At 68.6% G+C, this 25487-nt stretch carries 19 protein-coding genes; 11 read left to right on the forward strand and 8 right to left on the reverse strand.

Annotated elements, in window-relative coordinates:
- Positions 1–20: 20 nt before the first annotated feature.
- Positions 21–1400: an APC family permease gene (locus tag BN13_RS05900; RefSeq protein WP_053079865.1), complete on the reverse strand. Its 1380-nt coding sequence runs from the start codon at positions 1398–1400 to the stop codon at positions 21–23.
- Positions 1401–1553: 153 nt separating this feature from the next.
- Between BN13_RS05900 and BN13_RS05905 the strand changes: the two genes are divergently transcribed.
- Together BN13_RS05905 and BN13_RS05910 are read left to right on the forward strand one after the other, a co-directional pair.
- The gene (locus BN13_RS05905) at positions 1554–2450 is read left to right on the forward strand and encodes a universal stress protein (RefSeq protein ID WP_048545218.1); all 897 of its coding nucleotides are present in this window, start codon (positions 1554–1556) and stop codon (positions 2448–2450) included.
- Positions 2451–2696: 246 nt separating this feature from the next.
- Positions 2697–2957: a hypothetical protein gene (locus tag BN13_RS05910; RefSeq protein ID WP_048545220.1), complete on the forward strand. Its 261-nt coding sequence runs from the start codon at positions 2697–2699 to the stop codon at positions 2955–2957.
- Between the two features lie 92 nt (positions 2958–3049).
- On the opposite strand, the gene BN13_RS05915 is transcribed toward BN13_RS05910, so the two are convergent.
- Together BN13_RS05915 and BN13_RS05920 are read right to left on the reverse strand one after the other, a co-directional pair.
- The gene (locus BN13_RS05915; RefSeq protein ID WP_048545221.1) at positions 3050–3460 is read right to left on the reverse strand and encodes a VOC family protein; all 411 of its coding nucleotides are present in this window, start codon (positions 3458–3460) and stop codon (positions 3050–3052) included.
- 73 nt (positions 3461–3533) lie between these two features.
- Entirely contained in the window at positions 3534–5087 is a 1554-nt protein-coding gene (locus BN13_RS05920) for a hypothetical protein (protein ID WP_048545223.1), read from the reverse strand.
- Between the two features lie 16 nt (positions 5088–5103).
- Between BN13_RS05920 and BN13_RS05925 the strand changes: the two genes are divergently transcribed.
- Together BN13_RS05925 and BN13_RS05930 are read left to right on the forward strand one after the other, a co-directional pair.
- Positions 5104–6075 (forward strand): hypothetical protein, encoded by a 972-nt coding sequence (locus BN13_RS05925; protein WP_157038466.1) that lies wholly within the window; start codon positions 5104–5106, stop codon positions 6073–6075.
- 531 nt (positions 6076–6606) lie between these two features.
- A complete protein-coding gene (locus BN13_RS05930; RefSeq protein WP_048545227.1) occupies positions 6607–6867 on the forward strand; it encodes a metal-sensitive transcriptional regulator in 261 nt (86 codons plus the stop codon).
- 258 nt (positions 6868–7125) lie between these two features.
- Here the strand turns inward: BN13_RS05930 and BN13_RS05935 are convergent, their stop codons facing one another.
- The 3 genes from BN13_RS05935 to BN13_RS05945 all read right to left on the reverse strand — a co-directional run bounded on the left by BN13_RS05935 (position 7126) and on the right by BN13_RS05945 (position 10374).
- On the reverse strand, positions 7126–7482 hold the full coding sequence (locus BN13_RS05935) for a histone-like nucleoid-structuring protein Lsr2 (RefSeq protein ID WP_048545230.1): 357 nt from the start codon (positions 7480–7482) through the stop codon (positions 7126–7128).
- A 44-nt stretch (positions 7483–7526) separates the two neighbouring features.
- The gene (locus BN13_RS05940; protein WP_048545232.1) at positions 7527–8939 is read right to left on the reverse strand and encodes an aspartate aminotransferase family protein; all 1413 of its coding nucleotides are present in this window, start codon (positions 8937–8939) and stop codon (positions 7527–7529) included.
- Between the two features lie 277 nt (positions 8940–9216).
- On the reverse strand, positions 9217–10374 hold the full coding sequence (locus tag BN13_RS05945; protein WP_084733595.1) for a CaiB/BaiF CoA transferase family protein: 1158 nt from the start codon (positions 10372–10374) through the stop codon (positions 9217–9219).
- A gap of 145 nt (positions 10375–10519) precedes the next feature.
- Here BN13_RS05945 and BN13_RS05950 point away from each other — a divergent pair, with 145 nt between their 5' ends.
- The 4 genes from BN13_RS05950 to BN13_RS05965 all read left to right on the forward strand — a co-directional run bounded on the left by BN13_RS05950 (position 10520) and on the right by BN13_RS05965 (position 16617).
- On the forward strand, positions 10520–11734 hold the full coding sequence (locus tag BN13_RS05950; protein ID WP_048545234.1) for an acetyl-CoA C-acetyltransferase: 1215 nt from the start codon (positions 10520–10522) through the stop codon (positions 11732–11734).
- 84 nt (positions 11735–11818) lie between these two features.
- The gene (locus BN13_RS05955; protein ID WP_048545236.1) at positions 11819–13204 is read left to right on the forward strand and encodes a 3' terminal RNA ribose 2'-O-methyltransferase Hen1; all 1386 of its coding nucleotides are present in this window, start codon (positions 11819–11821) and stop codon (positions 13202–13204) included.
- On the forward strand, positions 13201–15711 hold the full coding sequence (locus BN13_RS05960; RefSeq protein ID WP_048545238.1) for a polynucleotide kinase-phosphatase: 2511 nt from the start codon (positions 13201–13203) through the stop codon (positions 15709–15711). Before BN13_RS05955 ends, BN13_RS05960 begins: the two co-directional genes overlap by 4 nt.
- A gap of 21 nt (positions 15712–15732) precedes the next feature.
- The gene (locus BN13_RS05965; RefSeq protein WP_048545241.1) at positions 15733–16617 is read left to right on the forward strand and encodes an aldose epimerase family protein; all 885 of its coding nucleotides are present in this window, start codon (positions 15733–15735) and stop codon (positions 16615–16617) included.
- Between the two features lie 190 nt (positions 16618–16807).
- On the opposite strand, the gene BN13_RS05970 is transcribed toward BN13_RS05965, so the two are convergent.
- Together BN13_RS05970 and BN13_RS05975 are read right to left on the reverse strand one after the other, a co-directional pair.
- Positions 16808–17407 (reverse strand): class I SAM-dependent methyltransferase, encoded by a 600-nt coding sequence (locus BN13_RS05970; protein ID WP_048545244.1) that lies wholly within the window; start codon positions 17405–17407, stop codon positions 16808–16810.
- Entirely contained in the window at positions 17407–17727 is a 321-nt protein-coding gene (locus BN13_RS05975) for a hypothetical protein (protein ID WP_048545245.1), read from the reverse strand. The genes BN13_RS05970 and BN13_RS05975 overlap by 1 nt, the downstream gene beginning before the upstream one ends.
- Positions 17728–17815: 88 nt before the next feature.
- Between BN13_RS05975 and purL the strand changes: the two genes are divergently transcribed.
- From purL to BN13_RS05990, 3 genes are all read left to right on the forward strand, one after another.
- Positions 17816–21739, forward strand: a complete 3924-nt coding sequence (gene purL, locus BN13_RS05980; protein ID WP_048545247.1) for a phosphoribosylformylglycinamidine synthase — start codon at positions 17816–17818, stop codon at positions 21737–21739.
- A gap of 218 nt (positions 21740–21957) precedes the next feature.
- Positions 21958–24261 carry a sensor histidine kinase gene (locus BN13_RS05985; protein ID WP_048545249.1) on the forward strand — a complete coding sequence of 768 codons (2304 nt, stop codon included), beginning with the start codon at positions 21958–21960 and terminating at the stop codon, positions 24259–24261.
- 76 nt (positions 24262–24337) lie between these two features.
- Complete coding sequence (locus tag BN13_RS05990) at positions 24338–25273, forward strand: hypothetical protein (RefSeq protein ID WP_157038467.1); 936 nt, start codon at positions 24338–24340, stop codon at positions 25271–25273.
- Positions 25274–25487: the final 214 nt, after the last annotated feature.

Consider the following 25487-nt stretch of genomic DNA (forward strand, 5'->3'; position numbering starts at 1 on the left):
CACTTGAGGCCGGTTGGGGTTTAGTGGCCGTCGCCCATGTTGATATTCATCGAGCGGCGGAACAGGCGGGTGATCCACAACAGCACCAGCACGCCAATCAAGAACCAGATCACGCCATAGTTGAAGGACTCGCGCGACAGGTTCCACCAGAGCACGATCGTGAAGGCGACACCGATCAGCGGCAGCACCACATTGCGGAAGATCGCCATCGGCGTGCCGATCTCCTTGCGCTTCACCGCAAAGTGCGCGACTACCGTCAGGTTGACGAAGCTGAACGCCATCAGCGCGCCGAAGTTGATCAGGGCCGCGACGAAGTCGAGATTGAAGGGGATGGCACCGAGGGAGACGATGCCGACAAAGAGCACGGCATTCGCGGGGGTCCGGAAAGTCGGGTGCACAGCGCCGAAGGTCTTGCCGATCAGGCCGGTCCCGTTGCGGCCCATGACATAAAGCAGTCGGGAAACCGAGGCGTGTGAGGCAAGGCTCGACGCGGCGGTGGCCGCGAAGGCCGCCGAGGTGAGCAGAATCTTGAAGAGCGTGCCGCCGACGAGGAAAGCGATCTCGGGCAGGGCGCTGTTTTCCAGGGAATCGGCGCTGAAGTCTTCGATCGTCGGAAAGAGCGATTGCGTGAACCACGCCGCGACAAAGAAGATGGCGCCGCCGATAAGCAGGGCCAAGACGATGGCTTTCGGCACGGTCGACGGGTCTTTGGCCTCTTCGGTGTACATCGTGATCGCGTCAAAGCCGATGAACGAGAAGCACACGAGCGTGGCGCCGGTGATCACGTGCCCCAAGCTGACGTCCGCGTGCCAGGCGGGTTGCGTCGAGAAGATGGTGCCATTCCCATCACCCTTGGCCAGGGCCCGCCAGGCCAGCACGATGAAGACCGCGATCAGCACGACTTCGAAGACCACCAACAAGCCGTTGACCCTGGAGGTGTTGCTCATGCTGAACAGGCACATCGCGGTGATCGCCACGACATACACGCTCACCCAGATCCACGGCGGCACATCCGGGAAGAACGCCTCCATATAGCTGCGGATGATCAGCGCGTTGACCAGCGGCAAGAGCAGGTAGTCGAGCAGGGACGACCAGCCGATGAGGAAGCCGAGCTTGGGACTCATCGTGTTGCTCGTATAGGTGTATGCCGATCCGGCCGACGGGAAGATGCGCGTCATTCGTCCGTAGCTGATGGCGGTGAACGTCATCGCCACCAGGGCCAAGACGTAGGCCGAGGGAACGACGCCATTGGTCTCGTCCGAGACGATGCCGAAGGTGTCGAAGATGACCGTGGGGGTCATATAGCCCAAGCCCAGGGCGACGATCGCCCACAATCCCAGGTTCCGGGAGAGGTGGGCGGTGCCGTGCCCAGACTCCTCGTGCGTGCTGACGGCGGACATCGGCATACCTTTCGGAGCGGGTGCCCGGAAATTACCAGGCGTCATCCGAACGCGCCTGTCTGAGATTGAATCGTTACCAGTACGCCGTCCCTGGGCGCTACCCTGAGCGCGCCGGAGATCGGCGCCTGCAACCGTCAGTCCAAAGGTGGCCCCATGCGATTCGTCGTCGGATATGTCCCGGATCGGCGCGGCAAGGACGCGGTGAATCTCGCGACGACACTGGCCGGTGCGCGCGAAGCTGTCCTGGACATCGTCGTGGTCCTGCCCGTCGATGAGGCGAGCCTGGATATGTACTCGCCCGATCGGGCATACCAGGCGGAGTTGGAGAAAAACGGCGAGGAGTGGCTGGCCCGCGCCCTCGCCCACGTCCCGGAGGGGGTCCAGGCGACCGGACGCGTATGCCGCGCCGCCTCCATCACCGAAGGGCTCATCGAGGCGGCCGCCGCCTCGGAAGCGGGAGGCGACGCGGGAAGCGAGGCCGAGGCGATCGTCGTCGGGGCGTCGCACCGCGGGGTGCTCGGCGAGATGCTGATCGGCAGCATCGCCAGCTCGTTGCTGCACTCGGCTCCGGTGCCGGTCGCCTTGGCGCCGGCGGGGTATGAGCCGAGTGCCTCCGTCACGCGGATCACCTGCGCGATCGGGGAGCGGGAGGGGGCGGAAGCGTTGCTGGACACCGCGATTCAGGCCGCGGCTGTGCGGGACATCCCGCTCCGACTGGTCTCGCTCGTGGCGCTCGACCCGGACCCCTCGGCCGACAGCCAGGATTCCCGAGTCGAAGCGGCGCAGGAGCACGTCGAGCGGTTGGTGGCCCGCGCGCGGGAGGCACTGCCGTCGGCAGATGTCTCGGGGACGGTCGGGAGCGGCCATACGCTCGAAGAATGTGTCACGTCGCTGGAGTTCGAGCCGAGCGAGTTCGTGCTGCTCGGGTCGAGTCGGCTGGCCGCGAGCCATCGCGTCTTCCTCAGTGCGACCGCGCATCGCATCTCGCGGGCGTTGTCGGTGCCGATGGTCGTGATCCCGCGCGATCACGTCGCGCCGGTGGTCAACTGAGGTCGGGTCTGGCGGCCGCCACGGCGGGGAAGTGGCAGGGTGTGCGCCATGGATGACAACCGCACCCTGTCGGGTACCTGCGCGTTCCGGCTGATGCCGACGGACGAACTGGCCGATGCGCCGTCCACGGCGACACTGAATCGCATTGGGGCACAAGGCTTCACACTGGCATAGACCTGGGTTCACCCGGCTGACGGCGACCAGCGGGGCACGATCCTGGTCGGGGGGACGGGCCCGGAGGGGGAGGTGGAGGCGTCGTGGTTCGACACCTGGCACCAGCAGCCCGGGCTGATGCACTTCACCGGCGAACGGGCTGGTGACCGGATCGATTTGCGCGGCACCTACCTGGGCGAGTGGGGGTGGACGGTGTCGCTGGACCTGGCCGGGGAAGCGGTGGCGATGACCATGTGCAATGTGGTGCCAGAGTCGGCGCTGGCGGACGTGCCGCCGGAGATGCCGCCGATGTCGGCCGGGCCGTATGACGTGATGGTCGCCCGCTGGGCCTAACTCAGCACAGGGTAGTCAACTGCGGACACCTTGCAAGGTGTCCGCAGTTGACTAAGTGCTGCTAGCAGAAGTTCGGAGGGGCTGGGAGGGGGCTACTCGGCCGGGGTGCCGGCGATGTTGACGTGCCAGAGGATGCCGAACTTGTCGGCGAGCATGCCGTAGTCGTCGCCCCACATCTGGCGCTCCAGCGGCATCACGACCTGGCCGCCATCGGCGAGGGCGTCCCAGTAGCCGCGGAGCGCGTCGCTGTCGTCGCCGGAGATGCTGATCTGCAGGTTGTTGCCGACGGCGTGGGGCGCGCCCATGCCCTCGAAGGTGTCGCTGGCGAAGATGTGGAACCCGGCGGGGGTCTCGAGGTTGGAGTGCATGATCCCGTCGGCGTCCATCCCGGCGTCGCGGAAGGTCATCGACTGGACCTCGCCGCCAAGCGCCGCGGCATAGAACGCCATTGCCTCAGCACAGTTGCCGGGGAAGGTGATGTAGGGGTTGAGCTGCTGAGCCACGTCTCTCCTTGACAGTGTTGATGCCGGCCGCGGGCGGGCGGCAGGCGCCAACGGTAGCGCGCCGCCGCGGAGGCTACTGATAGCTGATGAAGGACGGGGTCGGCTGCACCGTCGCGACCGTCTCCGCGACGGTGAGCATCGGGCTGTCCTCGTCCTCGAAGTTCTTCCAGCCCAAATAGATTCGCGGACTCAAATCCTCACGTATGACGTTCCACGTCGCCTGCTTCTGCGGCTGGCTCCCGGAGCCGTCAACGTGGACGACGACCTGGAGTTCGTCGTGGTCGAGGTCGAGCTGGTCGCGATCGCGGATCATCTGCAGTTGGAATTGGTGCAGCGTCAAGATCTTGGGGGGCAAGTTGTGCTGCCGCACGAGGTCCGCCAACCAGGCAGCGACGCGGTTGACCTCCTCGATCTCGACGTGGCCGATGCGGGTCAGCGGGCGCTCGCCGGGCAGGAGCTTCCATTCCGGGTCGATCGCGAGCCCGACCCACGGGTGGGTGAGGAGATCGGCATACTTCTTAGCCTGGTCGAGCAGGTCCGCATTGCCGGGCTGCAGGTCGAGGACGCAGTAGATGCCGCTGTGCTCGGCGACCTCGATCCAGGGCAGGAGATCGGCGGGATCGGTTGGGGCGGAATAGGTCCCGTCGGCCCCAGGGGCGGCGGCAGCGACAGTGGCGATTAATTCGAAGGCGGGGAAGACGGCGTCGCTCTCGAGGACCGTGCGGTACTCCTGCGTAAGCGCCGTCACCCGGGCCACCGACGCCTGGGCGTCTTGCTCCCCGAGCATGCCGAGGCTGGGGGTCAGCGGACTGCCATACAGCGCGATCATCCGGCGACGGTGCAGCGGCAGGATGCCCCCGTCGGGCAGCAGCGGGACCGTTCGGACCGTGCGCACGCGCCGGGCCAGGCGTTTGACGTCGGTGAAGCGTGTGCCGACCCCCAAAACCGTCGCCGTCGGCGCCTCGCGCAATCCGGCGATCGTCTTGACACTGCGCCGCGGGTCGCCACCCGGTGCCGACAGCAGGGTCGCTCCGGCCGCCGCCACCAGCGTTGCGAGCGGCTCGGGCAGCTCGTCACCGGTCGTCAGCACGACGGTCGATCCCGTGCGCTTCGCCGGGAAGCCCGCGAGCAGTTCGCCCTGGTCTCCTCCCGGGGAGAGCAAGGGCCGATCCCCGATCTGAGCGGCCCCCGCCGTGAAGTCGACGACCGCCCGCACCCGCAGGCGGTCGAGTTCGGCGCGCAGGGGCGCCCCGCCCGGGAGGAGCGGGACGCCCATCGCTCGCGCCTGGGCGACCGCGGCGGCGAACTGGGGCGACCCGGGATCGGCGACCACGACGACATCGGCGGTGGAAAAGAGGGCGCGGCTCGCGGCATACGGGGCCGTTGGGGAGGTGAGTTTGGTGAGCGTATGGACGCGCCCCGTGGACACGGTCACCGCGGCGGTGCCGGAGCCACGCCCGAGGTCGCCGGTCACGTCGTGGCGTTGGTTGCTCAGTAGGATCGCGCCGGCCACGGCGGTGCCCCCGCCGGCCGCGATCCCGGCCAGCGCCGTGCGTCGCGATAGTGCTGCCTCTGACCCCTGCGCCATGCCCTCACCGTATGCCGCGGCCCGGCTGTCGGTGGTCATCCTTAGGCTCGGGTCCATGGAGATGTTGAGTCGTGAGGCGGTGGATCGGGCCCGGGCCTTCGTCGGTGAGCATGGTCGGCCGCTGGAGCGGGCCCGGTTCGCGCAGGTCGTCGACGGTGGACCTCTGGAGCCTGTCGTCGAGGAGTTGACGGCCTTTCGGGCCGATGGTGGCGGGTTCGGCGGGGCGCTGGAGCCGGACGCACGCACTCCCGAGGCGAGCGTCCTGGCGGCGCTCACCGCCCTCGACATCCTCCGTATGCACGGTGCCCCCGGCGATCACCCGCTCGTCGCCGAGATCTGTGGCTGGCTCGCCGACCATGCCGAAGCAGATCCGCTCGGGCGAGTTGTCTGGCCGTTCCTGCCGCCGGCCGCGCAGTCGTCACCGCACGCACCCTGGTGGGACCAGGCCGAGGCCGGGCAGCTCGCGGAGACCTTCGCCGGCTTCCTGGCGAACCCCGGCCTCGCGCTCACTGCCCACCTTTTTCGGTATGCCGCGGCCGCCCCCGCCGAGGCTGCCCGCGCAGGCGTCGACCAGGCTCTGCTGGACGCCCTGTCCGAGCAGGCGCTGCTGCTCGCGGTCACCGGATTTCCGGCGGAGGAGGTGAACGCGCACGACGCCGCGGCACATCTGGTCGGCGAGATGGCCGTGCCGTCGGGCGTTCGCGAGTCATGGCGGACCTATCTGGAATCCTTTCTGCCGCAACGGATCATGCAACGAGAGGAGGAGTTCGCGGCATACGGCATCCATCCCCTGTGGATCGCACCGACACCCGACCACCCGCTCGCCGAGCTGGTTCGCCCGCAGATCGACCTGGCCGCGGACCAGGTGATCGCGAGCCAACGGCCCGACGGCTCGTGGGAGCCGTTCTGGGATTGGGGTGGGTGGTTCCCCGACGACTGGGCGGTGGCGCGGCGCGAGTGGCAGGGGTCACTGGTCGTGCGCAATGTGGCGGCGCTGACGGCCTGGGGGCGCGTCGAACCGGCGTAATGGCTCGGGGTCCACGCCGACGGCACCCGGGTCGAGCACCTTCGTCGTGCGGGCGACCGACACCCCTAAATAACTCCGGCACCCAGTCGTTGGTGGCGGTCATTGGCACGGATCGGGCGGCAGCCGTCGCGGAGATGCTCGCGCAACTGAACGCGCGACGCGCCGCCATCGGCGTGCCGCTGCTGACCTTGTCGGCGTCCCTGTCCGACATGGCGGAGAACTGGTCCGACCATTTGGCCGCCCAGGGCGGCAGCCTGGTTCACCAGAGCCCATTGCCGGCCGGGGTCTATGGCGAAACCTCTCTGCCACCCGCAATTCCAGCGCCCCGACGAGCAGCCCAGCCGTCGTCGGAGACAAGCTCACCAGCGGTTGGCTCAGCGAGAAGCGTTCCTATGCCGAGTGGGCGGCACTCAAGCGCGACTTGCCCATGTCTAGGTTCGCGGGGCGCGCGAAGAAAATGGCTGGTCAGAGAGGGTGTGGCATACCCGTGGAGGTACCATCGACTCGAATCTTCAACCGGGAGTAGCGCAGATGGAACTCGACCCCACTCAACTTGAGGGCGTCGTCAAGCGGCTACGCCGTGCCGAGGGGCAAATCGGGGGTGTGATCAAGATGATCGAGGCCGGTCGGGACTGTCAGGACATCGTTACCCAGCTCGCCGCGGTCTCGAAGGCACTGGACCGCGCCGGCTTCGCCGTCATCTCGGTCGGGCTCAAACAATGCCTGGTCAATCCCGAGGGGCAGCAGATGGACGTCGAGGCGCTGGAGAAGCTTTTCCTTTCGCTTGCGTGACCTCTGGTGGTGGGCCCGACGTGACGAGGGATACAGTCGGCAGGCTCTCGACGCGGCATACCTAAGGGGGTATCGTTGGGAGCAGATCGAGAGCGGCTTCGGGAAGTTCCCTGGTCGCCCTGGATCACCGGTCCCAGTGCCCGACCGGAGTTTTCGGCGGGCCGACTCGACATCTTCCCTGACGATTGCTGACCTCCCCCTCGTGGTCGCCAGGAGCGAGTCGGCCCGCCGCCTCCTTTTTGCAGGCGTATGCCGCGCTCAGCCTCGTCCGGCAGACGAAAGATAGATCTCCATCAAGTCGGCCGGGATCCGGCCGCGGTTGCTGACCTCATGTCCGCGGCCGCGCAGCCACGACCGCGCCGCGCGAAGTTGCTCGGGATCGGCCCTCGTCGGCACCGTCGGGGTGGCGTGCGACGTGACCTGACGGCGACCGCTGACGCGCCGGCCCGCCTCGATGAACGGCCGGAAGATGGAACGCAATCGGGCAGCAGTGTCGGCGCCCAGGTCGATTTCGTAGTCGACCCCGTCGAGCGAGAACCGGACCGTGCCGCCGTCGTCAGTGATGTCTTGGCCGGTCACGTCGTCGATGAGAACGATCTCTTGTCGCTGCGCCATCTGACTGCTCCTGTCGACGTCCGCGGAGGGGCGGGGGCTCGGGGTCAGCCGCGCAGGGCCTGGCCCAACTCCCGGAAGTGCTCGACCAGGGTGTCCATCTCGACGGCCGCATGGGCGAGCGAGACCAGCCACTGCTCGTCCAGTCCCGGCGGGGTCAGGATGCCGCGGTTGACTCCCCATAGCCAGGACAACTCGGCCAGCTGGAAGTCGGTGGCCTTGTAGTCGCGGTAGTTGCGCACCGGCGTGGTGGACCAAGTGACGCAGCCCTTCACGCCCAGCGACACCGTGTGCGCGGGGAGCTGGAACTCGGCGATGATCCCGTCGATCTGGTCGAGCGTGCCGACGTTGATCTTCTCTGCCGCGTCGAGGGCGTCCTCGGTGCAGATGTCGTCGACGGCCTGCGCCGCCGCCATTACGAGCGGGTTGCCGTTGTAGGTGCCGAAGTGCGCCATCCGGCCGTCGACCACGACCTGCATGACCTCGTTGGTCCCGCCGAAGGCCGCCAGCGGAAGCCCGCCGCCGATGCTCTTGGCGAGCGTGATGAGGTCGGGCTTGACCCCGAGGCGCTGGGCGGCGCCAGCCGCACCGGCCGTCAGACCCGTCTTGACCTCGTCGAAGATCAGCAGCACGCCGTGCTGGTCACAGGCCGCGCGCACGCCGGCGAGGTAGCCCTCGTCCGGCAGCACGATCGCGAGGTTCTCGATGACCGGCTCCATGACGACAGCCGCGATCTCGGATCCGTGCTGCGCGAGGATCTCCCCGAGGCGCTCAAGGTTGTTGTAGGGCACCACATAAACGGTCCCGGCCTCGACGTCGAACGGGACGTCGGGGATGGGTGCGTCGCCGGGGCCGATGTCGGCGAGGGCGGGCTTCACGGAAACCTGCATCGCGTCATACCCGCCGTGGTAGCCACCCTCGATCTTCACGATCGCCTTCCGGCGGGTGTAGGCGCGGGCAGCGCGGATGGCATACATCAGCGACTCGGTGCCGGAGTTGGTGAAGCGCAGCATGTCGAGGCCGAAGCGCTTCTGGAAGCGCTCCGCGACCTCGGTGGCCGTCGGCGACGGGGTCACGAAGAGCGTGCCGGTCGAGGTGAGGGCCTGCTGAACGCGTTCCACGACAACGGGATTGAGGTGACCGACGAGCATCGCGCCGAAGCCCATCGACAGGTCGAGCAACTGGCGACCGTCGACATCGGTGAGCCACGCGCCCCGCGCCGAGGCGATCGAGATGGGGTAGGGGTCCCAGTGCTGGAAGGACGACGTCACACCCAGCGGCAGCGACTTGCTGGCGCGGACATTGTGCTCGCCCGACTTGCCCGTCGAGGCGGTGAATCGGTCCCACTCGGCGGCGAGCAGGCGCGCCGCCTTGTCCTTGTCGATCGGGGCCGGGTTGAGCGGCATGACCCGGCGCGTCGCGGGGTCATTCTTGGGTATGGAGCTGCTCGGCTGGCTCATTGTGCTCTCCTCACCCGGCGTCGTCGCCGGGGCTCATGATTGTCCGCCCCCATTGTTGCGTATCGGCGGCGCTTTGACTATTCCGCCACTGAATCCGTCGCTCTTTGGGTGCACAGGTGCGGAATCCGCGTTGAAAGAGGTCCGCGGCGGCGGTAGGCGATGGCGCCGAAGCGATGGAGGTCCACGTCACCCCTTTCCGACCACGTCACCCCGTTCCGCTCACGTCACCCCCTAGAGAGGGTGACGTGAGCGGAACGGGGTGACGTGAGCGCGCCGCTCACTGGCCGAGCCAGTCGGCGACCACCTCGGCGCGGTCGGCGCCGGTCGGGCGGGGAGGGCGCGGCATACGGGCAGGGGTGCGGGAGAAGCGGGGCGCTGGCGCGGCCTGGGTGACGCCGTCCACCTCGACGAGGGTCTCCCGAGCCTGCACATGCTCGTCGTATGCCGCGTCCGCCAGCCCCAGCACGGGCGTCACACAGGCGTCGGTCCCGGAGAACACGGCGGTCCACTCCTCCCGGGTTCGCTCGCCGAAGCGGGCGGCGATGGCGGACCGGAGGGTGGGCCAGCCGGCACGGTCATACTGCGCGGGAAGCGTCGAAGGGTCGAGCCCGAGTCCGGCGAGGAGCTGCGCATAGAACGCCGGCTCCAGCGCCCCGACGGCGATGAATCCCCCTCCGGCACACGGGTAGACGTCATAGAACGGCGCCGCGCCATCAAGGAGATTCGCGGCGGGCTCATCGCGCCACTGACCGCTCCCGCGCAACGCCCAGATCAACTGCATCAGGCTGGCGACGCCGTCGACCATCGCCGCATCGACGACCTGACCGAGGCCCGAGCGCTCCCGCTCCCACAGGGCCGAGAGGATGCCCACGAGGCAGAGCATCGAGCCGCCGCCGAAGTCGCCGATGAGATTGAGTGGCACGGTCGGCGGCTGCCCCGGCCGGGCGATCGCCGCCAACGCCCCGGTCAGCGCGATGTAGTTGAGGTCGTGGCCCGCCTCCTGAGCCCGGGGACCGGTCTGACCCCAGCCGGTCATCCGCGCATAAACCAGGCGGGGATTGCGGGTGAGCAGGACGTCCGGCCCGAGCCCCAGCCGCTCCATCACCCCCGGGCGCAGCCCCTCGACGACGACATCGGCGGCATCGGCCAACCCGAGGGCGAGGTCGAGATCGGCCGCATCCTTCAGGTCCACCGACACCGAGCGGCGACCGCGCAACAAGTGGTCGGGATGCGATCCGTGAACCGATAACGCGGTGGCGCCTCGCTCCAGCCGGACGACATCCGCGCCCAGGTCGGCCAGCATCATGCACGCGTGCGGGCCGGGTCCCAGGGAGGCGAACTCCAGCACCCGCAAGCCAGCCAGTGGTCCCGGCGCAGGAGTCGGGGAGAGGTCCGGCGAGGCAGTCGGGGAAGGTGTCGGCGTGACGCGTGTCATGTCAGCTCCGCCCGCCCAGGCATGGCTCCCGGGCGTCGAGTCGGGTGAGGATGGTGCCGTCATCCTAAGAACGCCGAAGTGCGTCGGTCAGCGCGCGCCAGGAGTGCCCGGGCCGCTGCCCGAGCCCCCAACCGGAAGGTGTCTCATGCCCGAGGCCGTCATCGTCAGTGTTGCCCGTTCCCCGATCGGTCGGGCGATGAAGGGCTCGCTGGTGGAGTTCCGTCCGGACGACCTCGCCGCGTTGATGGTGCGCGAGGCCCTGGCCAAGGTGCCCGCCCTCGACCCGGCGACGCTCGACGACTTGATGCTCGGCTGCGGTCAACCCGCCGGTGAGGGCGGCTTCAACATGGCCCGCGTCGTGGCGGTGCTCGCCGGACTCGATGGGGTGCCCGGCGTGACCGTCAACCGCTACTGCTCCTCCTCACTGCAAACCACCCGGATGGCCTTCCACGCCATCAAGGCCGGCGAGGGCCACGCCTTCGTCTCCGCCGGGGTCGAAACGGTCAGTCGCTTCGCGGGTGGCTTCGCCGACGGCGGCGCCCAGAATCCCCGCTTCGCCGCCGCGAGTGCCCGCTCGGCGCAGCGAGCCACCGGCGGGGCCCCCGCCTGGACCGACCCCAGGGACGCCGGCGACCTCCCCGACGTCTACATCGCCATGGGCCAAACCGCCGAGAATGTCGCCCAGGTCATCGGTATGAGCCGTCAGGAGCAGGATGCCTTCGGCGTCCGTAGCCAGAACCTCGCCGAGGCCGCCATCGCCAACGGCTTCTGGGCCACCGACATCGTGCCGGTCACCACCCCCAGCGGCACGGTCGTCAGCAAGGACGACGGGCCTCGCCCTGGCGTCACGCTCGAAGGCGTATCCCAGCTGTCCCCGGTATTCCGCCCCGACGGCACCATCACCGCCGGCAACGCCTGCCCGCTCAACGACGGCGCCGCCGCGGTTGTCATCATGAGTGACACCCGGGCCAAGGACCTCGGCCTCACCCCGCTCGCCCGCATCATCTCCACCGGCGTCTCCGGCCTCTCGCCCGAGATCATGGGTCTCGGCCCGGTCGAGGCGACCCGCAAGGCCCTCGCCCTGGCCGGTATGACGATCGACGACATCGACCTCGCCGAAATCAACGAGGCGTTCGCGGTCCAGGCACTCGGCTCGGCGCAGCAACTCGGCATACCGCTGGAGAAGCTCAACGTCAACGGCGGCGCCATTGCTGTCGGCCACCCCTTCGGCATGACCGGCGCCCGCATCACCTCCACCCTGGTCAACTCACTTGTTTTCCACAACAAGCAGATTGGGCTGGAGACGATGTGCGTCGGCGGTGGCCAGGGGATGGCGATGATCATCGAGCGCCTCGCCTGAACCCACCTCGCCGGATCACGCCCCGGATCACAACGCAGCCGAATACGGTGGTGACGCGCACGGCATACGCGAGAGACTGAGCATGTGCTGCTGACCCTCACCTCGACCGCGCCCAGCGCCAGCGATCTGGGATACCTGCTGCACAAGAATCCCTCTCGGGTGCAGAGTTTCGACCTGCCGTCCGGGCAGGCGCACGTGTTCTATCCCGAAGCTACCGACGAGCGCTGCACGGTCGCCTTGCTCCTGGAACTGGACCCGATCGAGTTGGCGCGGGCTGGTCGCGGGGCGGATCGGCGGGTCCTGGCTGGCTACCTCAACGACCGTCCGTATGCCGCGTCCTCCCTCCTCGCCGTCGCTCTCAGCAAGGTGTTTTCCACGGCACTGCGCGGGGTGTGCGTCGGACACGAAGACCTCGCCAACACGGACCTGCCCCTGGAGATCCACCTCCCCGTCCTGCCCTGCCCGGGGGGCCCGGAGCGCGCGCGCGATCTCTTCGAGCCGCTCGGGTGGCTGGTCGAGGCGACGCCGATCGTGCTCGATCCCGCACTGCCGGAGTGGGGGGATTCGCGCTATGTCGATCTGCGCCTCACCGGTGCGATGCGCGTCGCGGATGCCCTGAGCCACCTTTATGTCCTGATCCCGGTCCTCGATGGCGACAAGCACTACTGGGTCAACGAGGACGAAGTCGACAAGCTCCTGCGCCGGGGCGGGACGTGGCTGGCCGACCACCCGCTCAAGGACTGGATCGTCAGCCGCTATCTGGCCCGCCAACGGCCATACGTGGATGAGGTCATGGCCCGGCTGGCCGAGCTCGACGGCGCCACCGAGGCCCCCGCGGACGACGAAGACACCCCCACGCCACCGCTCGCCCGGCTCCGTGCCGAGGCTGTCGTTGCGGTGCTGCACGAGGTGGGCGCGCACCGGATCGTCGACCTCGGCTGCGGCCAGGGCGCCTTGCTGCGCGACCTCATCAAGGACGCGAGTTTCACCGAGATCATCGGCGCCGATGTGTCCGCATCGGCGCTCGCGGTCGCGACCAAACGCCTGCAACTCCACCGGATGCCGGACGCCCAGCGCGCCCGCCTCCAGCTCATCCAGTCCTCGGCGACCTATCGCGATGCGCGCCTCGCCGGGATGGACGCAATCGTGCTCATGGAGGTCATAGAGCACCTCGACCCCGATCGGCTGCCCGATCTGGAGCACAGCGTCTTCGCCGAAGCCCGCCCCCAGCATGTCGTCGTGACGACCCCGAATGCGGACTACAACGTGCGCTATCCCGGCCTCGCGCCCGGCGCGATGCGCCACCCGGATCACCGATTCGAGTGGAACAGAGCGGAATTCGCTGCGTGGGCCGCGCGGGTCGCCGCCGATCATACGTATGCCGTGACCCTGCGCCCCGTCGGCGACGACGACCCCGAGGTCGGCTCGCCGACCCAACTCGCGATCTTCACTCGGACGGAGCGATCATGACCACGATCCGCCTCCCCATGATGGGTTTGGTCGTCCTGATCGGCACGACCGGCTCGGGCAAGTCGACCTTCGCCGCGACGCACTTCGGCCCATTTGAAACCGTGTCGAGCGACTACTGCCGCGGCCTGGTTGCCGACGACGTCAACGACCAGTCGGCCAGCACGGCGGCCTTCGACCTGCTGCACCATATCGTCGGCGTGCGCCTGGCGCGGGGGCGGTTCACCGTCGTCGATGCCACGAACCTGACCCGGTCTGCCCGAGCCAGCCTCATCGCCTTGGCCAAGGAGCACGACGTCCTTCCCTCGGCGCTCGTCCTCGACGTGCCGACCCAGGTCGCCATCCAACGCCATCAGGCGCGCACGGATCGGCCGTTCGGCGTCGACGTCATTCGCCGACAACGCGCGCAGGTGCCGCGCGGCGTCGGGGCGCTGCGCAAGGAGGGCTTCCGCAATGTCTACCTCCTCGACAGCGAGCAAGAAATCGCCGACGTCGAGATCGTGCGCACCCCGCTACTCAACGACCGCCGCGACCTCCACGGCCCGTTCGACGCCATCGGCGACGTCCACGGCTGCCTCAGCGAGTTGCTCACCCTGCTCGACCGCCTCGGCTACCGCATCATCCGTGACGACGTCGGCCGCGCGGTCGACGCCGAGCACCCGGACGGCCGCACGGCCATCTTCCTCGGGGACCTGGTCGACCGTGGCCCCGATTCGCCCGGCGTGTTGCGCCTGGCGATGGGGATGACGCGGGCGGGGCACGCGATCGCCATACCGGGAAATCACGAGCAAAAGTTGATCCGGGCGCTCGACGGGACCAATGTCAGCCTCCGGCACGGTCTCGAACTCACGCTGAGCCAACTGGCCCGGGAGAGCGAGGAGTTTCGTGACGATGCCCGGGAGTGGTGTCGGGAACTGGTGGCCCACCTCGTCCTCGACGACGGCAATCTCGTTGTCGCCCATGCGGGTTTGAAGGAGGCCTACCACGGTCGCGCGAGCGGGCGCGTCCGTGCCTTTTCCTTGTATGGCGATACCACCGGCGAGTCCGATGAGTACGGTTTGCCGGTGCGTCTGCCGTGGGCGGAGGACTACCGCGGGCGGGCGGTGGTGCTCTATGGCCACACCCCTACGCCGACGCTCGACTGGGTCAACAACACGCTGTGTCTGGATACCGGCTGCGTTTTCGGCGGTCATTTGTCGGCGCTGCGCTACCCCGAGCGGGAGACGGTGCAGGTGCCGGCCGAGCGCGTCTGGTACGAGCCGGTCAAGCCGCTCGCCCCCGCCCCCGAGGCGAGTCCGGCGCGGCGGGACGGCCAACTCGACCTCGAGGACGTGCTGGGTGCGCACAGCATCGAGACCTCGACCATCCCGCGGGTGTCGGTCCGCCCCGAGCAGGCCGCCGGCGCCCTCGAAGTGATGAGTCGCTTCGCCCTCCCGCCGGGCAAGCTCGCCTACCTCCCGCCGACCATGTCGCCGGTGCCCGCATCGACCCGGGAGGGCTTCCTGGAGCACCCCGACCAGGCCTGGAGTGCGTATGCCGCGGCCGGCGTCCGCGAGGTCGTGTGCCAGGAGAAGCACATGGGCAGCCGGGCCGTGGTGCACGTGCGCCGGGATGGGGAGGAGGGCGCGGCATACACCCGGACCGGGCGTGCCTTCTTTGATGAGCCGACCACGGCGGCCTTCCTCGACCGCCTGGCCGCGGCGGTCACGGCCGCCGGTGTTTTCGACGAACTTGAGACCGACTGGCTGATCCTGGATGCGGAGTTGTTGCCGTGGTCCCTGAAGGCGGTCGGGTTGTTGCAGGAGCAGTTCGCCGCTGTCGGGGCCGCGGCCCGGGCGGGCTTGGCGGCGGCCGGTGGCGCGCTCGACCTGGCCGCGGCGCGCGGTCTCGACGTGGCCCGCCTGCGCGAGTCCACGGCTCGGCGAGCCGAGGATGCGGCGGCCTTCAGCGCGGCATACAGAAGGTATGTGTGGCCCGTGTCGGGTTTGGATGGGGTGCAGCTCGCGCCCTTCCAGATTCTCGCGGGCGCGGGCGGGACGTATGAGGAGCGGCCCCACGCCTGGCATCTGGCCCTGATCGACCGGATCGTGGCCGCCGATCCCGGGGTCCTACGGCCGACGCGACGGCTCTTCGTCGACCTGGACGACGAGGCCTCGCGGGCCGCGGGCACGCAGTGGTGGCTCGATCTCGTCGGGGACGGCGGTGAGGGGATGGTGGTCAAGCCGGCCGCCAATCTCTCGTGGGATGCCAAGCGGCGGCTTGTCCAGCCGGGGATGAAGGTGCGGGGTCCGGACTACCTGCGCCTCGTGTACGGCCCGGAGTACCTGAGCCATCTCGACCGCCTTCGCGATCGCAACCTGACGCATAAGCGGTCGCTGGCGACGCGGGAGTACGCGCTCGGGTTGGAGTCGCTGCGCCGATTCGTCGCTGGCGAGCCGTTGTGGCGCATCCATGAGGCGGTCTTTGCGGTGCTCGCCCTCGAGTCGGAGCCGGTCGATCCGCGGCTGTGAGCGGTGCGCCATGATGGCGCGATGACGCCAACGGGACGGCAGGTGCGGATCGAGGCGGGGGATTACGCCGCGACGTCGACGGAAGTCGGAGGTGGGCTGCGGGATCTGACCTATCGCGGCCGATCGCTGGTGTCGGGTTTTGGTGAGGATGAGATTCGCGCGGCCTATCGCGGGTCCGTGCTGGCGCCGTGGCCTAATCGCGTGGTTGATGGGCGCTACGCGATTGATGGGGTGGAGTTTCTGCTGCCGCATACCGAGCCGGAGCGCGGTCACGCCCTGCATGGGTTGGTGTGTTGGGATCGGTGGCAGGGTGGGGAGGTCGGTGCGGATCGGTGCTCGTGGCGGCTGCAGAGTGTGCCGCAGCCCTGGTATCCGTGGGCGCTCACTCTCACGGTGACCTATCGGCTTGATGCCGACGCGGGGTTGGGGTGGCAGGTCTCGGCGCGGAATGATTCGGCGGACTCGGCGCCGGTGGGTCTGGGGGTTCATCCGTATTTCGTGTTGCCGGCCGGGGTGGCTGATGACTGGCATGTGGTGATGCCGGCGGGCATGATTCGTGGGGTGGATGGGCCGCGGCTCATTCCGGGAGAACGCGTTGCGTTCGACGGGGTCGAGGCGCCGATTGGGTTGCGGGGCAAGAGTTTTGACAATGCGTTCACGGACCTGGCGGTCCACCGGGCCGCTCTCGTCGATGACGTCGGCCACGGGATCGAGGTGACCTGGGGTGAGACCGGTGGCTGGGTGCAGGTGTACACCGGCGACGGTATGCCGCACGGCTGGCACCGCCGCGCGGTCGCCATCGAGCCGATGACCTGTGGTCCGAACGCCTTCAACGACCCCGCCGGGCCGCCCCTGCTCGCCCCGGGCGAGAGCCTCGAGCTGTCGGTCGCGATCCGGGTCGTCTGACCCCTGAGCTCCCGGCCCCCGCGGACGCAATAACCGGTGGCGGACGCAATAGCTATTGCGTCCGCCACCGGTTATTGCGTCCGTGTCGGGGTGGCGGCCAGGTTATTGCGTCCGGCGGGACGTCGCCGGGCGGGTTGGTCTGGCGGGATCAGGGGGGCGGGATCAGGGGTGCGGGATCAGGGGTGCGGAATCAGGCGTGGCGCAGGACGGTGACGGCGAAGCCGGCCTCCTCGTGCCAGGCCCGCAGATCCCAGGTTGCGAACCGGTGCTCGATGCGCAACCCGCTGGCGGCCACGGCGGCGTCGAAGTCGGCGACGCTGAGTTCACGGTCGGTGTGGAAGCCCGTCACCACGAATCCGTCGGGAGCCAAATGCCCGGCGAGGCCGCGAAGGACGTCGACCTCCGTCCCTGGGGCAACGAAGACGATCACATTGCCCGCCATCAGGATGGCGTCGAAGGGCTCGGTGATCCCGGAGGCGCGGAGATCCAGCTCGCTCAGGTCGCCAACCAGCCAGGTGGGCCCCGGATGGTCGGCCTTGGAGGCCTCGATCAGTTCCTCATCCGCGTCCACCCCGATAACGGTGTGCCCAACCGCGTGCAGGTAGGCGCCGTGCCGGCCCGGCCCGCAACCCGCATCGAGGATGCGCGCGCCCCGCGGCACCATCGCGTCGACCAGGCGTGCCTCGCCAACAAGGTCCTCGCCGTCGGCCGCCATCTGCCGGAACCGCTCGACATACCACTGCGAGTGACCCGGCTTCGTATCCGTCGCCCAGCGCGTCGGGCGCCCCATCAGCGGCGACGGTCCGACGCGGCATACGCAGCGCCCGCGGCCACCGCGGTGACCACCCCGACGGCTGGCCACGCGCCCACCTGCTTCGCCAGCGGATGCGACGCCCCGAACGCCAGAAGATAGAGCGCGCCCAACCCGCCCGCGACGGCCGGACCATTGCGATCGAGCCAGGTGCGCCCCGCATACAACCCCGCGGCGGCCAGCAGCACCCCGCCGAGCGGGCGGATGCCCGTCTCCCGGGCGACGAGATACCCGCCCGCCAACCCGAGGGCGACCAGCGGGGCGGTGGCGATATCGGCGGCGGGGCGAAGCGCGGTCATACGTCCACGATAGGCGCCCGGGTCGAGGGCATCGGCGGAGGCTGAGAGAATCGAGCGACCCCACCCGGACGGGACAAGGAGCAACCCGGTGTCTTCGCACGCTGTGAGTTTGTCGACGTTCGAGGGCGGCTCGGCCCTCTCCGCCTTCCGCGCCGCAGCCCTCCTGGCCCGCGTTCAAGCGGTAGCCCCGCGCGTCGCGGCGGTCCACGCGCGCCACGTCCACGTCGTCGCCACCGACGAGACGCCCACTCCGGAACTCGCCGCCACCCTCGGGCGACTGCTCACCTATGGACCCGCGTATGCCGGGCCCCCCGCCTCCGTCGGAACCCTCGTCGTCGTCACTCCCCGGCTCGGCACCATCTCGCCCTGGGCGAGCAAGGCCACCGACATCGCCCGCAGTTGCGGGGTGGACGTCCGCCGGATCGAGCGCGTCACCGAGTTCATCCTGACCGGCGACGAATTGACGCCCGAGCAATGGGCGGCCTGCGCCGACATCCTCCACGACCGGATGACCGAGACGGCCCTGCCCAGCCTGGATGACGCCCAGGCACTGTTCGCGACGCGCGAGGCCGCGCCGATGGAGCACGTGGATGTCCTCGGGGAGGGGCGGGCCGCGCTGGTGGCGGCGAATGCGGCATACGGACTCGCGTTGTCGGAGGACGAGGTCGACTATCTCGTCGATGCCTTCACCGGGCTCGGGCGCAATCCCACGGATGTCGAGCTCACCATGTTTGCCCAGGCGAACTCCGAGCACTGCCGGCACAAGATCTTCAACGCCGACTTCGTCATCGATGGGCAGCCGCAATCGCGGTCGCTGTTCGGGATGATCCGGCACACCGAGGAGGTGGCCGGTGCCGGCACGATCGTCGCCTACAAGGACAACGCCTCGATCATGCAGGGATCCGCGCGCTCACGTTGGCTCCCCGAAGGCAACCCCGAGGGACCGAGTCCGTATGCCGCGCGGCCCGGCGACGTCCACGTCCTGATGAAGGTGGAGACCCACAACCACCCCACGGCGATTTCTCCCTTCCCCGGGGCGGCCACGGGGGCGGGTGGGGAGATCCGTGACGAGGGGGCGACGGGGCGCGGCTCACAACCCAAGGCGGGGCTGACCGGATTCGCCGTGTCGAACCTGCGGCTTCCCGGGACCTTCGAGCCGTGGGAGCGCGAGGACGCCGCCGCGCCGGCGCACCTCGCCACGCCCCTGGAAATCATGCTCGACGGGCCGATCGGGGCGGCGGCGTTCAACAATGAGTTCGGCCGGCCGGGTCTCGGTGGGTTCTTCCGCGTCTTCGAGCAGAGAGTCGGCGGGGTTGCGCGGGGCTATCACAAGCCGATCATGAGCGCCGGGGGATTGGGGACGATCGACGCCGATCAGACGGCCAAGATCGCCTTCCCCGCTGGGTCGCTGCTGATCCAACTCGGCGGGCCGGGCATGCGGATCGGGATGGGGGGCGGGGCGGCGTCGTCGATGGCCGCCGGGACGAATGCCGCTGCGCTGGACTTCGATTCGGTGCAGCGTGGCAACCCGGAGATGGAGCGGCGGGCCCAGGAAGTCATCAACCACTGCTGGTCCCTCGGCGCCGCTAACCCGATCCTGGCGATCCACGATGTGGGGGCCGGCGGCCTGTCCAACGCCTTCCCCGAGCTCGTGGACGACGCGGGCCTCGGCGCCCGGTTTGAACTCCTCAGCATCCCGCTCGACGAGAGCGGCTTGTCGCCGAAGGAGCAGTGGTCCAACGAGAGCCAGGAGCGCTACGTCCTGGCCATCGCCCCGGACGATTTCCCGCGGTTCGCCCGGATGGCCGAGCGGGAGCGCTGCCCGTATGCCGTGGTCGGCACCGCCCGCGACGACGGGCTGCTGCGGTTGAGCTTCGACACCGAGGGCGAGCCGGGCGAGGAGTTCGCCGTCGACATGCCGATGGAGGTGCTGCTCGGCAAGCCGCCGCGGATGATCCGGGACGTTGCCCGGGCGCGGTGGACAGGCGACGATTTCGGGACGGACCGGGCGGCGGGCGAGGTCGAGGTGCGGGACGCGGCATACGCCGTGTTGCGGCACCCGAGTGTCGCGAGCAAGCGGTTCCTGATCACCATCGCCGACCGGACGGTCGGCGGGCTGACCCATCGTGACCAGATGGTCGGGCACTGGCAGGTCCCGGTCGCCGATGTCGCGGTGACGCTGGCCGACCACTTCGGCTTCGAGGGTGAGGCGATGGCCACGGGTGAGCGGACCCCGCTCGCGGCCCTCGACGCCCCGGCGTCGGGGCGGATGGCGGTGGGCGAAGCCCTCACGAATCTGCTGGCTGCGCCCATCGACCTCGCGCGAATCAAGTTGTCCTGCAACTGGATGGCCGCCTGCGGCGAGCCCGGGGAAGACGCCGCGCTCTATGACACGGTCGCGGCCGTGGCGATGGAGTTGTGTCCGGCCCTCGGCATCGGCATCCCCGTCGGCAAGGACTCGCTGTCGATGCGCACGCGCTGGACGGACGCCGGCACTGGCGTCGCGCGCCAGGTGACCTCGCCGGTGTCGCTCGTGGTCACGGCGTTCGCGACGCTCGATGACGTACGCGGGACCCGGACGCCCCAGGTCGGCGCGGGCGACCGGCTGCTGCTGATCGACCTCGGCGGTCGGCGCAATCGGTTGGGGGGCTCGATCCTGGCTCAGGTGCATGGGCAGTTCGGTGAGACCGTGCCCGACTTGGACGATCCGGCGCGGCTCGTCGCGCTGGTCCACGGCGTGAATGCGTTGCGCGACAACGGATTGTTGTCGGCTTATCACGATCGTTCCGATGGCGGCCTGTGGGCGACGGCGTGCGAGCTGGCGTTTGCCAGTGGGCTGGGGCTGGACCTGGACGTGGCCGCGCTCGGGGAGTCGGCGGTCGCGGCGCTCTTTGCCGAGGAGCTTGGGGCGGTCGTGGCCGTGCCCGGCGCATCGCTCGACGCTGCCCTCGCGATTCTCGCCGAGCACGGGTTGGCCGACCTGACGACGGTCGTCGGTGCGCCGAATGATGTTCTGCGCGTGCGGGTTCGGTCGGGGGAGGCTGTGTTGCTGGACGAGGCCGTGGGCGACCTCGCCCTCGCCTGGGACGAAGTGTCCTGGCGAATCAGCGCCCTGCGCGACAACCCGGCGACCGCCGATGAGGAGCACGCGGCGGTCGGGCGCGTCGGCGACCCTGCGACGGCCCTGGCCGTCGTCCCCGCCTTCGATCCCGGCGTTGACATCGCGGCTCCCTACCTCCATCGCGGCCTGCGACCGAAGGTCGCGATCCTGCGCGAGCAGGGGGTCAATAGCCATGTCGAGACGGCCTTCGCCTTCGACCGGGCCGGGTTCGCGGCATACGACATCCACATGACTGACCTGATGGCCGGGCGCGCGGACCTGAGCGACGTCACCGGCCTGGTCGCCTGCGGTGGTTTCTCGTATGGCGACACGCTCGGCGCCGGTGAAGGCTGGGCTCGCTCGGTGCTCTTCCACCCCGAACTCACCGAGGCGTTCGCGACCTTCTTCGCCCGCCCGGACACCTTCGGGCTCGGCATCTGCAACGGCTGCCAGATGTTCGCCGCGCTCGCCGACCTCATCCCGGGCGCCGCCGCCTGGCCGCGGTTCACGCGAAACCTCTCGGAGCAATACGAGGCCCGCCTCACCCAGGTCGAGGTCCTCGACAGCCCCTCCATCTTCTTCTCCGGTATGGCGAGCAGTCGCCTCCCGATCGCCGTGGCCCATGGCGAGGGCTTTGCCGACTTCAGCGTGCGCGGGGACGCCTCGTCCGTGCTGCGGGCGCTGCGGTTCGCCGATGCCAGTGGCGCGGTCGCGACGACCTATCCCGCGAACCCCAACGGCTCGCCCGACGGGCTCACCGCGGTGACGACCCCCGACGGCCGGTTCACCGCGATGATGCCGCACCCCGAGCGGGTCCAGCGCAACGTGCAGATGTCGTGGACCGACGGGCCGGTGGAGCAGGAAAGCCCGTGGCTGCGGATGTTCCGCAACGCACGGGCCTTCGTCGGCTAGTGAGCCGGACCACTCGCACGCTCAGAGAGTTCACACGCTTTTGACAGTTTGCTGACAGTAAGCAGCTGAGCTATTCCAGCTACGCCCCCTCGTCCTGAGGCTGACCTCTGTGTCAAGTCCTTCTTTCGGGCCGGTGGAGGTGGCGTGCCGTGGAGTGGTCTCGGTGACGATCTGTCGTGGCGTCCGTTCGGCGTTGAGTTCCCCGGTGCGTGGCGGCCATGTCGCGTGCACGGCGTAATCTGCAGGCGGCCCTGACGCGGGCGGCGGCCCTGTCGGTCATCCTCGGGTCCGGTGTCGGCCTGGTCAACGTGGCGCTTCTGTGGGGCATCTTCCCGGGCCTCGCGATGGTCGTGATTCTGCTGACCTATCTCGCGCTGGGGGTTTGGTCCCTGGTGGTGGCGGCGACCACGACGGCGCTGCTGCCCATGCGACTCATCTCCATCATCTCGCTCGGGTGCTATGTCGCCTATCCGTTCCTGGGACCCACGCATCCCACCAGCGAATACTCACCCCTAACGCACGTGCTTGTCATCGGCGGCGTCTGTGCGTCGATTTCCTTCGGCGCCTTCGCCGGTGCCACAACTGCCGTGCTGGCCGGGGTCGCCACCGCGCTCATTCGAGCCGAGCAGACAAGCGTCTTGCAAGGCGTTCTCGAAGGTGCCCTGCTGGCGGTCACTGGCCTGGCCGCAGCACTAGCTGTGGTGTTGATTCGGCGCGCCAGCGCGTCGGTGGCGTTGGCGACAGATGAGCTATGGCAACTGCAAGCGCTTGCCGCGCAGAGTCGGCAGGCCGATATCGAGCGTGGCCGCTTCGACAGCATCGTCCACGATGCCGTCATCGGGGGGCTCCTGATCGCCGGGCGAGGTCTCGACGACAACGCGGCTCGGCATCTCGCGGCAGAGGCGGTCACGGCATACGACTCAGGAGGGGTCGATTCAGTGTCCGGCGGCGATGACTGGCCGAGCCGTGTCCGCGACGTTGCCCGACGGCTTGGGCTTGACCTTGTCCTGCAGGTCCGAGGTATGCCGCGGCAGACGTGGGTGTCGGACGCGATCTTCACCGCCACCGCGGAAGCGTTGTCAAATGTCGCCCGACACTCTGGACAGACGCAGGCTCACATTCAGGCCTTTTTTAACCCGCGGCTGATGAAGGTCGTGATCCGGGATGAGGGTCGCGGCTTTGATCTCGCGCAACGCAGCCCACGCCGAGCGGGCATTTCGACCAGTATCCAGGGCCGACTCAGGGCAGTCGGGGGCGACGCCGAGATCGAGTCAGCGCCGGGACGGGGGACCACCGTCAGCCTGACTGCTCGACCGGTGGCGAGGGCCGGTGAGGTACCGATCACGCCATGGCGCGTCTCGGCGTTCGCGCCCCTCCTCGTCATGGCAGTGGTGGCGATCGGCATACATGCCGCCATCGGCTTTCAGTACCTCGACGCGGTCCGGCTTCCGGCGCTTGATTACGCAGGGGTGGCCGTCATACTGGGCCTGCTGCTGTGGACGTGGAGGGGCCCCCAGCGCAGGTCAACGTGGGTGAGTTCCTCGTTGCTGCTGGTCGCCCTTGTCGTTTGCCTGAGCGCCAATGTCCGTGAACCGGCGATCCACGACTGGCGGCTCTGGTTCGTGGGCGCCCTCGACGGCGTGATCGCGTTGATCGCCTTTCGGCACAGTGCGTTCGGGGGCATCGTGACGGCGATCGTGATTCCCGCGGCCATGACCCTCACGTTCCTGGTGGTCGCTGGGAATGCTGCGGGCAGCGCCGTTCTTAGTGCGGCAACGCAGCTCGTGGTCTGCGCGATCCTGGGCCTCCTGCTTCGGCGCGGGTTGGACCTGGCCGCCACCTCAATGAATCAGGTGGCCAGAATGGCCTACCGTCTCCGGGTCGACGAACTGGCCCGCGAAGCACGCGTGGAGGAAGTGCGCCTACGCAATCGGGAGTTGGGATCCGCCTGCCTGCCGATGCTGCGACGCATTGGCGAAGGCGGCATGCTGTCGGAAGAGGACCGCCGTCAGTGCTTGCGACTCGAGGCGGCCGTCCGCGACCAACTGGTGGCCCGGAGGCTGCTTGACCAAGACCTTGTCGCGGCGCTTGACCAGGCGCGTTCGCGGGGCATCCGCGTCGACCTCGCTGTTGGCAAGGGCGCCGCCGACGCCACTCTGGTCACCTTGCGGGACCTGCTTGGCGTGCTACTTCCGATCTTGCGCGCCCCAAGCGCTGTTCGGGCTACCGCGGCGCCGATCAGTCAGCTCGATGACCTGTCGTCCGCCGCCAAGGTGCCCGGGCGCATCGTCGTCACCCATCAGGGATCTGCCGAAGGCGCGTTCGATGCGGCCGTGCTCGCCCTGGGGCACGACTCGCGGGTGAGCATGGAGGTCATCGACGACGTCCTCCTCGTCCAGGTGCTGCCGATTGCTCCGGGCGACCCAATCGAGGCGTCGGCCGAGAGCCGGGACTCCCAGGACCCCCCGGAGCTCGCGGAGCCGAGCCGGTTGGCCCGGGTGTCCGAAGCGTGCCCGGCCTGAGTCGAATTCCTCGGGCGCGGACCGTCACTTGACGTGGCCATTGGCAAGTCAAATGAAGAGCAGCACAATGCCGGTTGTGACGGACATGAGCGCACTGGAGCGGGAGCTTGCCGCATTGCACCGAGGTCGTGGTTTGCGGCGACCAGCCCTGGCCATCGGCCCGGTCCTACGCGAGACCCTCCACCTCGACCCGCAGAGCCCGGCGGACGTCATGCGCGACAATCTGGTGGCCGCCCTCCGGGCGTCTGCGCAATCCCTTCCGGGGGATTTGCGCACCGTATTCCTCATTGCGAGTGGGTTGGAGGCGGCCGATCCGTTGCTCGGTGACCGCATTGAGCGGGCCGGAGCGGAGCTTCAGCGCGACGGGCGCACTGTCCGGCGTCGCCTGGCGGAAGCCAATCGAGGAGTCGCCACGATGCTGCTGCGGGGCTCTCGCAGCCGGGGTGAAACGGGGAATGCGTGGTACATCGAGGAGTTTGAAGCCGAGACTGATTTGCGAGGGCCGCACCCAATTCTCCATGCCCGCAAGCTCGCGGTACCGACGCAAGGGGGGTTAACGGTGGCGGACGAACAGTTCAGTATGCCGCCGCCACATCCCGATGCGCCCGAGCCGACAATTCGCGTCACTCAGGGCGGCGATCTCGCCTATTTCGCTCGCGAAGGCGAGCGCGTCTGGCGCTATGGGGTCCGGCTCGATCAAACGACTGAGGCCGGTGTCGCACAGGCCATTGGTATAGAGATCACCATCGACTCACGCGAATGGCTACTGCCCTATACAGTGTTTTCGGCCTATCGTCCAACTCGTGCGCTGCGGACCACCGTGCACTTCGGTGAACCCCCCGTGGGGCGCCGGGTGTGGGAGCTTCACGGCGTCTACCCCTTGCGGCTCCTGGATGAGGAGCCAGCCGCGACCGACCTGGAGTTCGATCTCTCGGAGAATACAACGATAAGTCGAGAATTTTTTGGCTTGCAGCTTGGACTCGCCTACGGAATTCGATGGTTGTGGAGATAGGTTCCACGTGATCGACTCTTGAGTCGAGGCCGCGCTGGGGCGGAGTATCGGTCCGCCCCAGCGCAGTCGATCTGGCATATCTCAGCCGCGACTCGTGATGATCCAGCCAAACCAGTGCATGGCCTGCTCCTTCCTTTGAAATAACCGGCGCGTCGTGCGGCGGTAATCAAAGGTTGGAGCGAGACGTCGAATCAGAAAATGGGTGGATCAACCC

Origin of the sequence: Nostocoides jenkinsii Ben 74 (assembly GCF_001046875.1) — a bacterium.
Classification (GTDB): Bacteria; Actinomycetota; Actinomycetes; order Actinomycetales; family Dermatophilaceae; genus Nostocoides_A; species Nostocoides_A jenkinsii.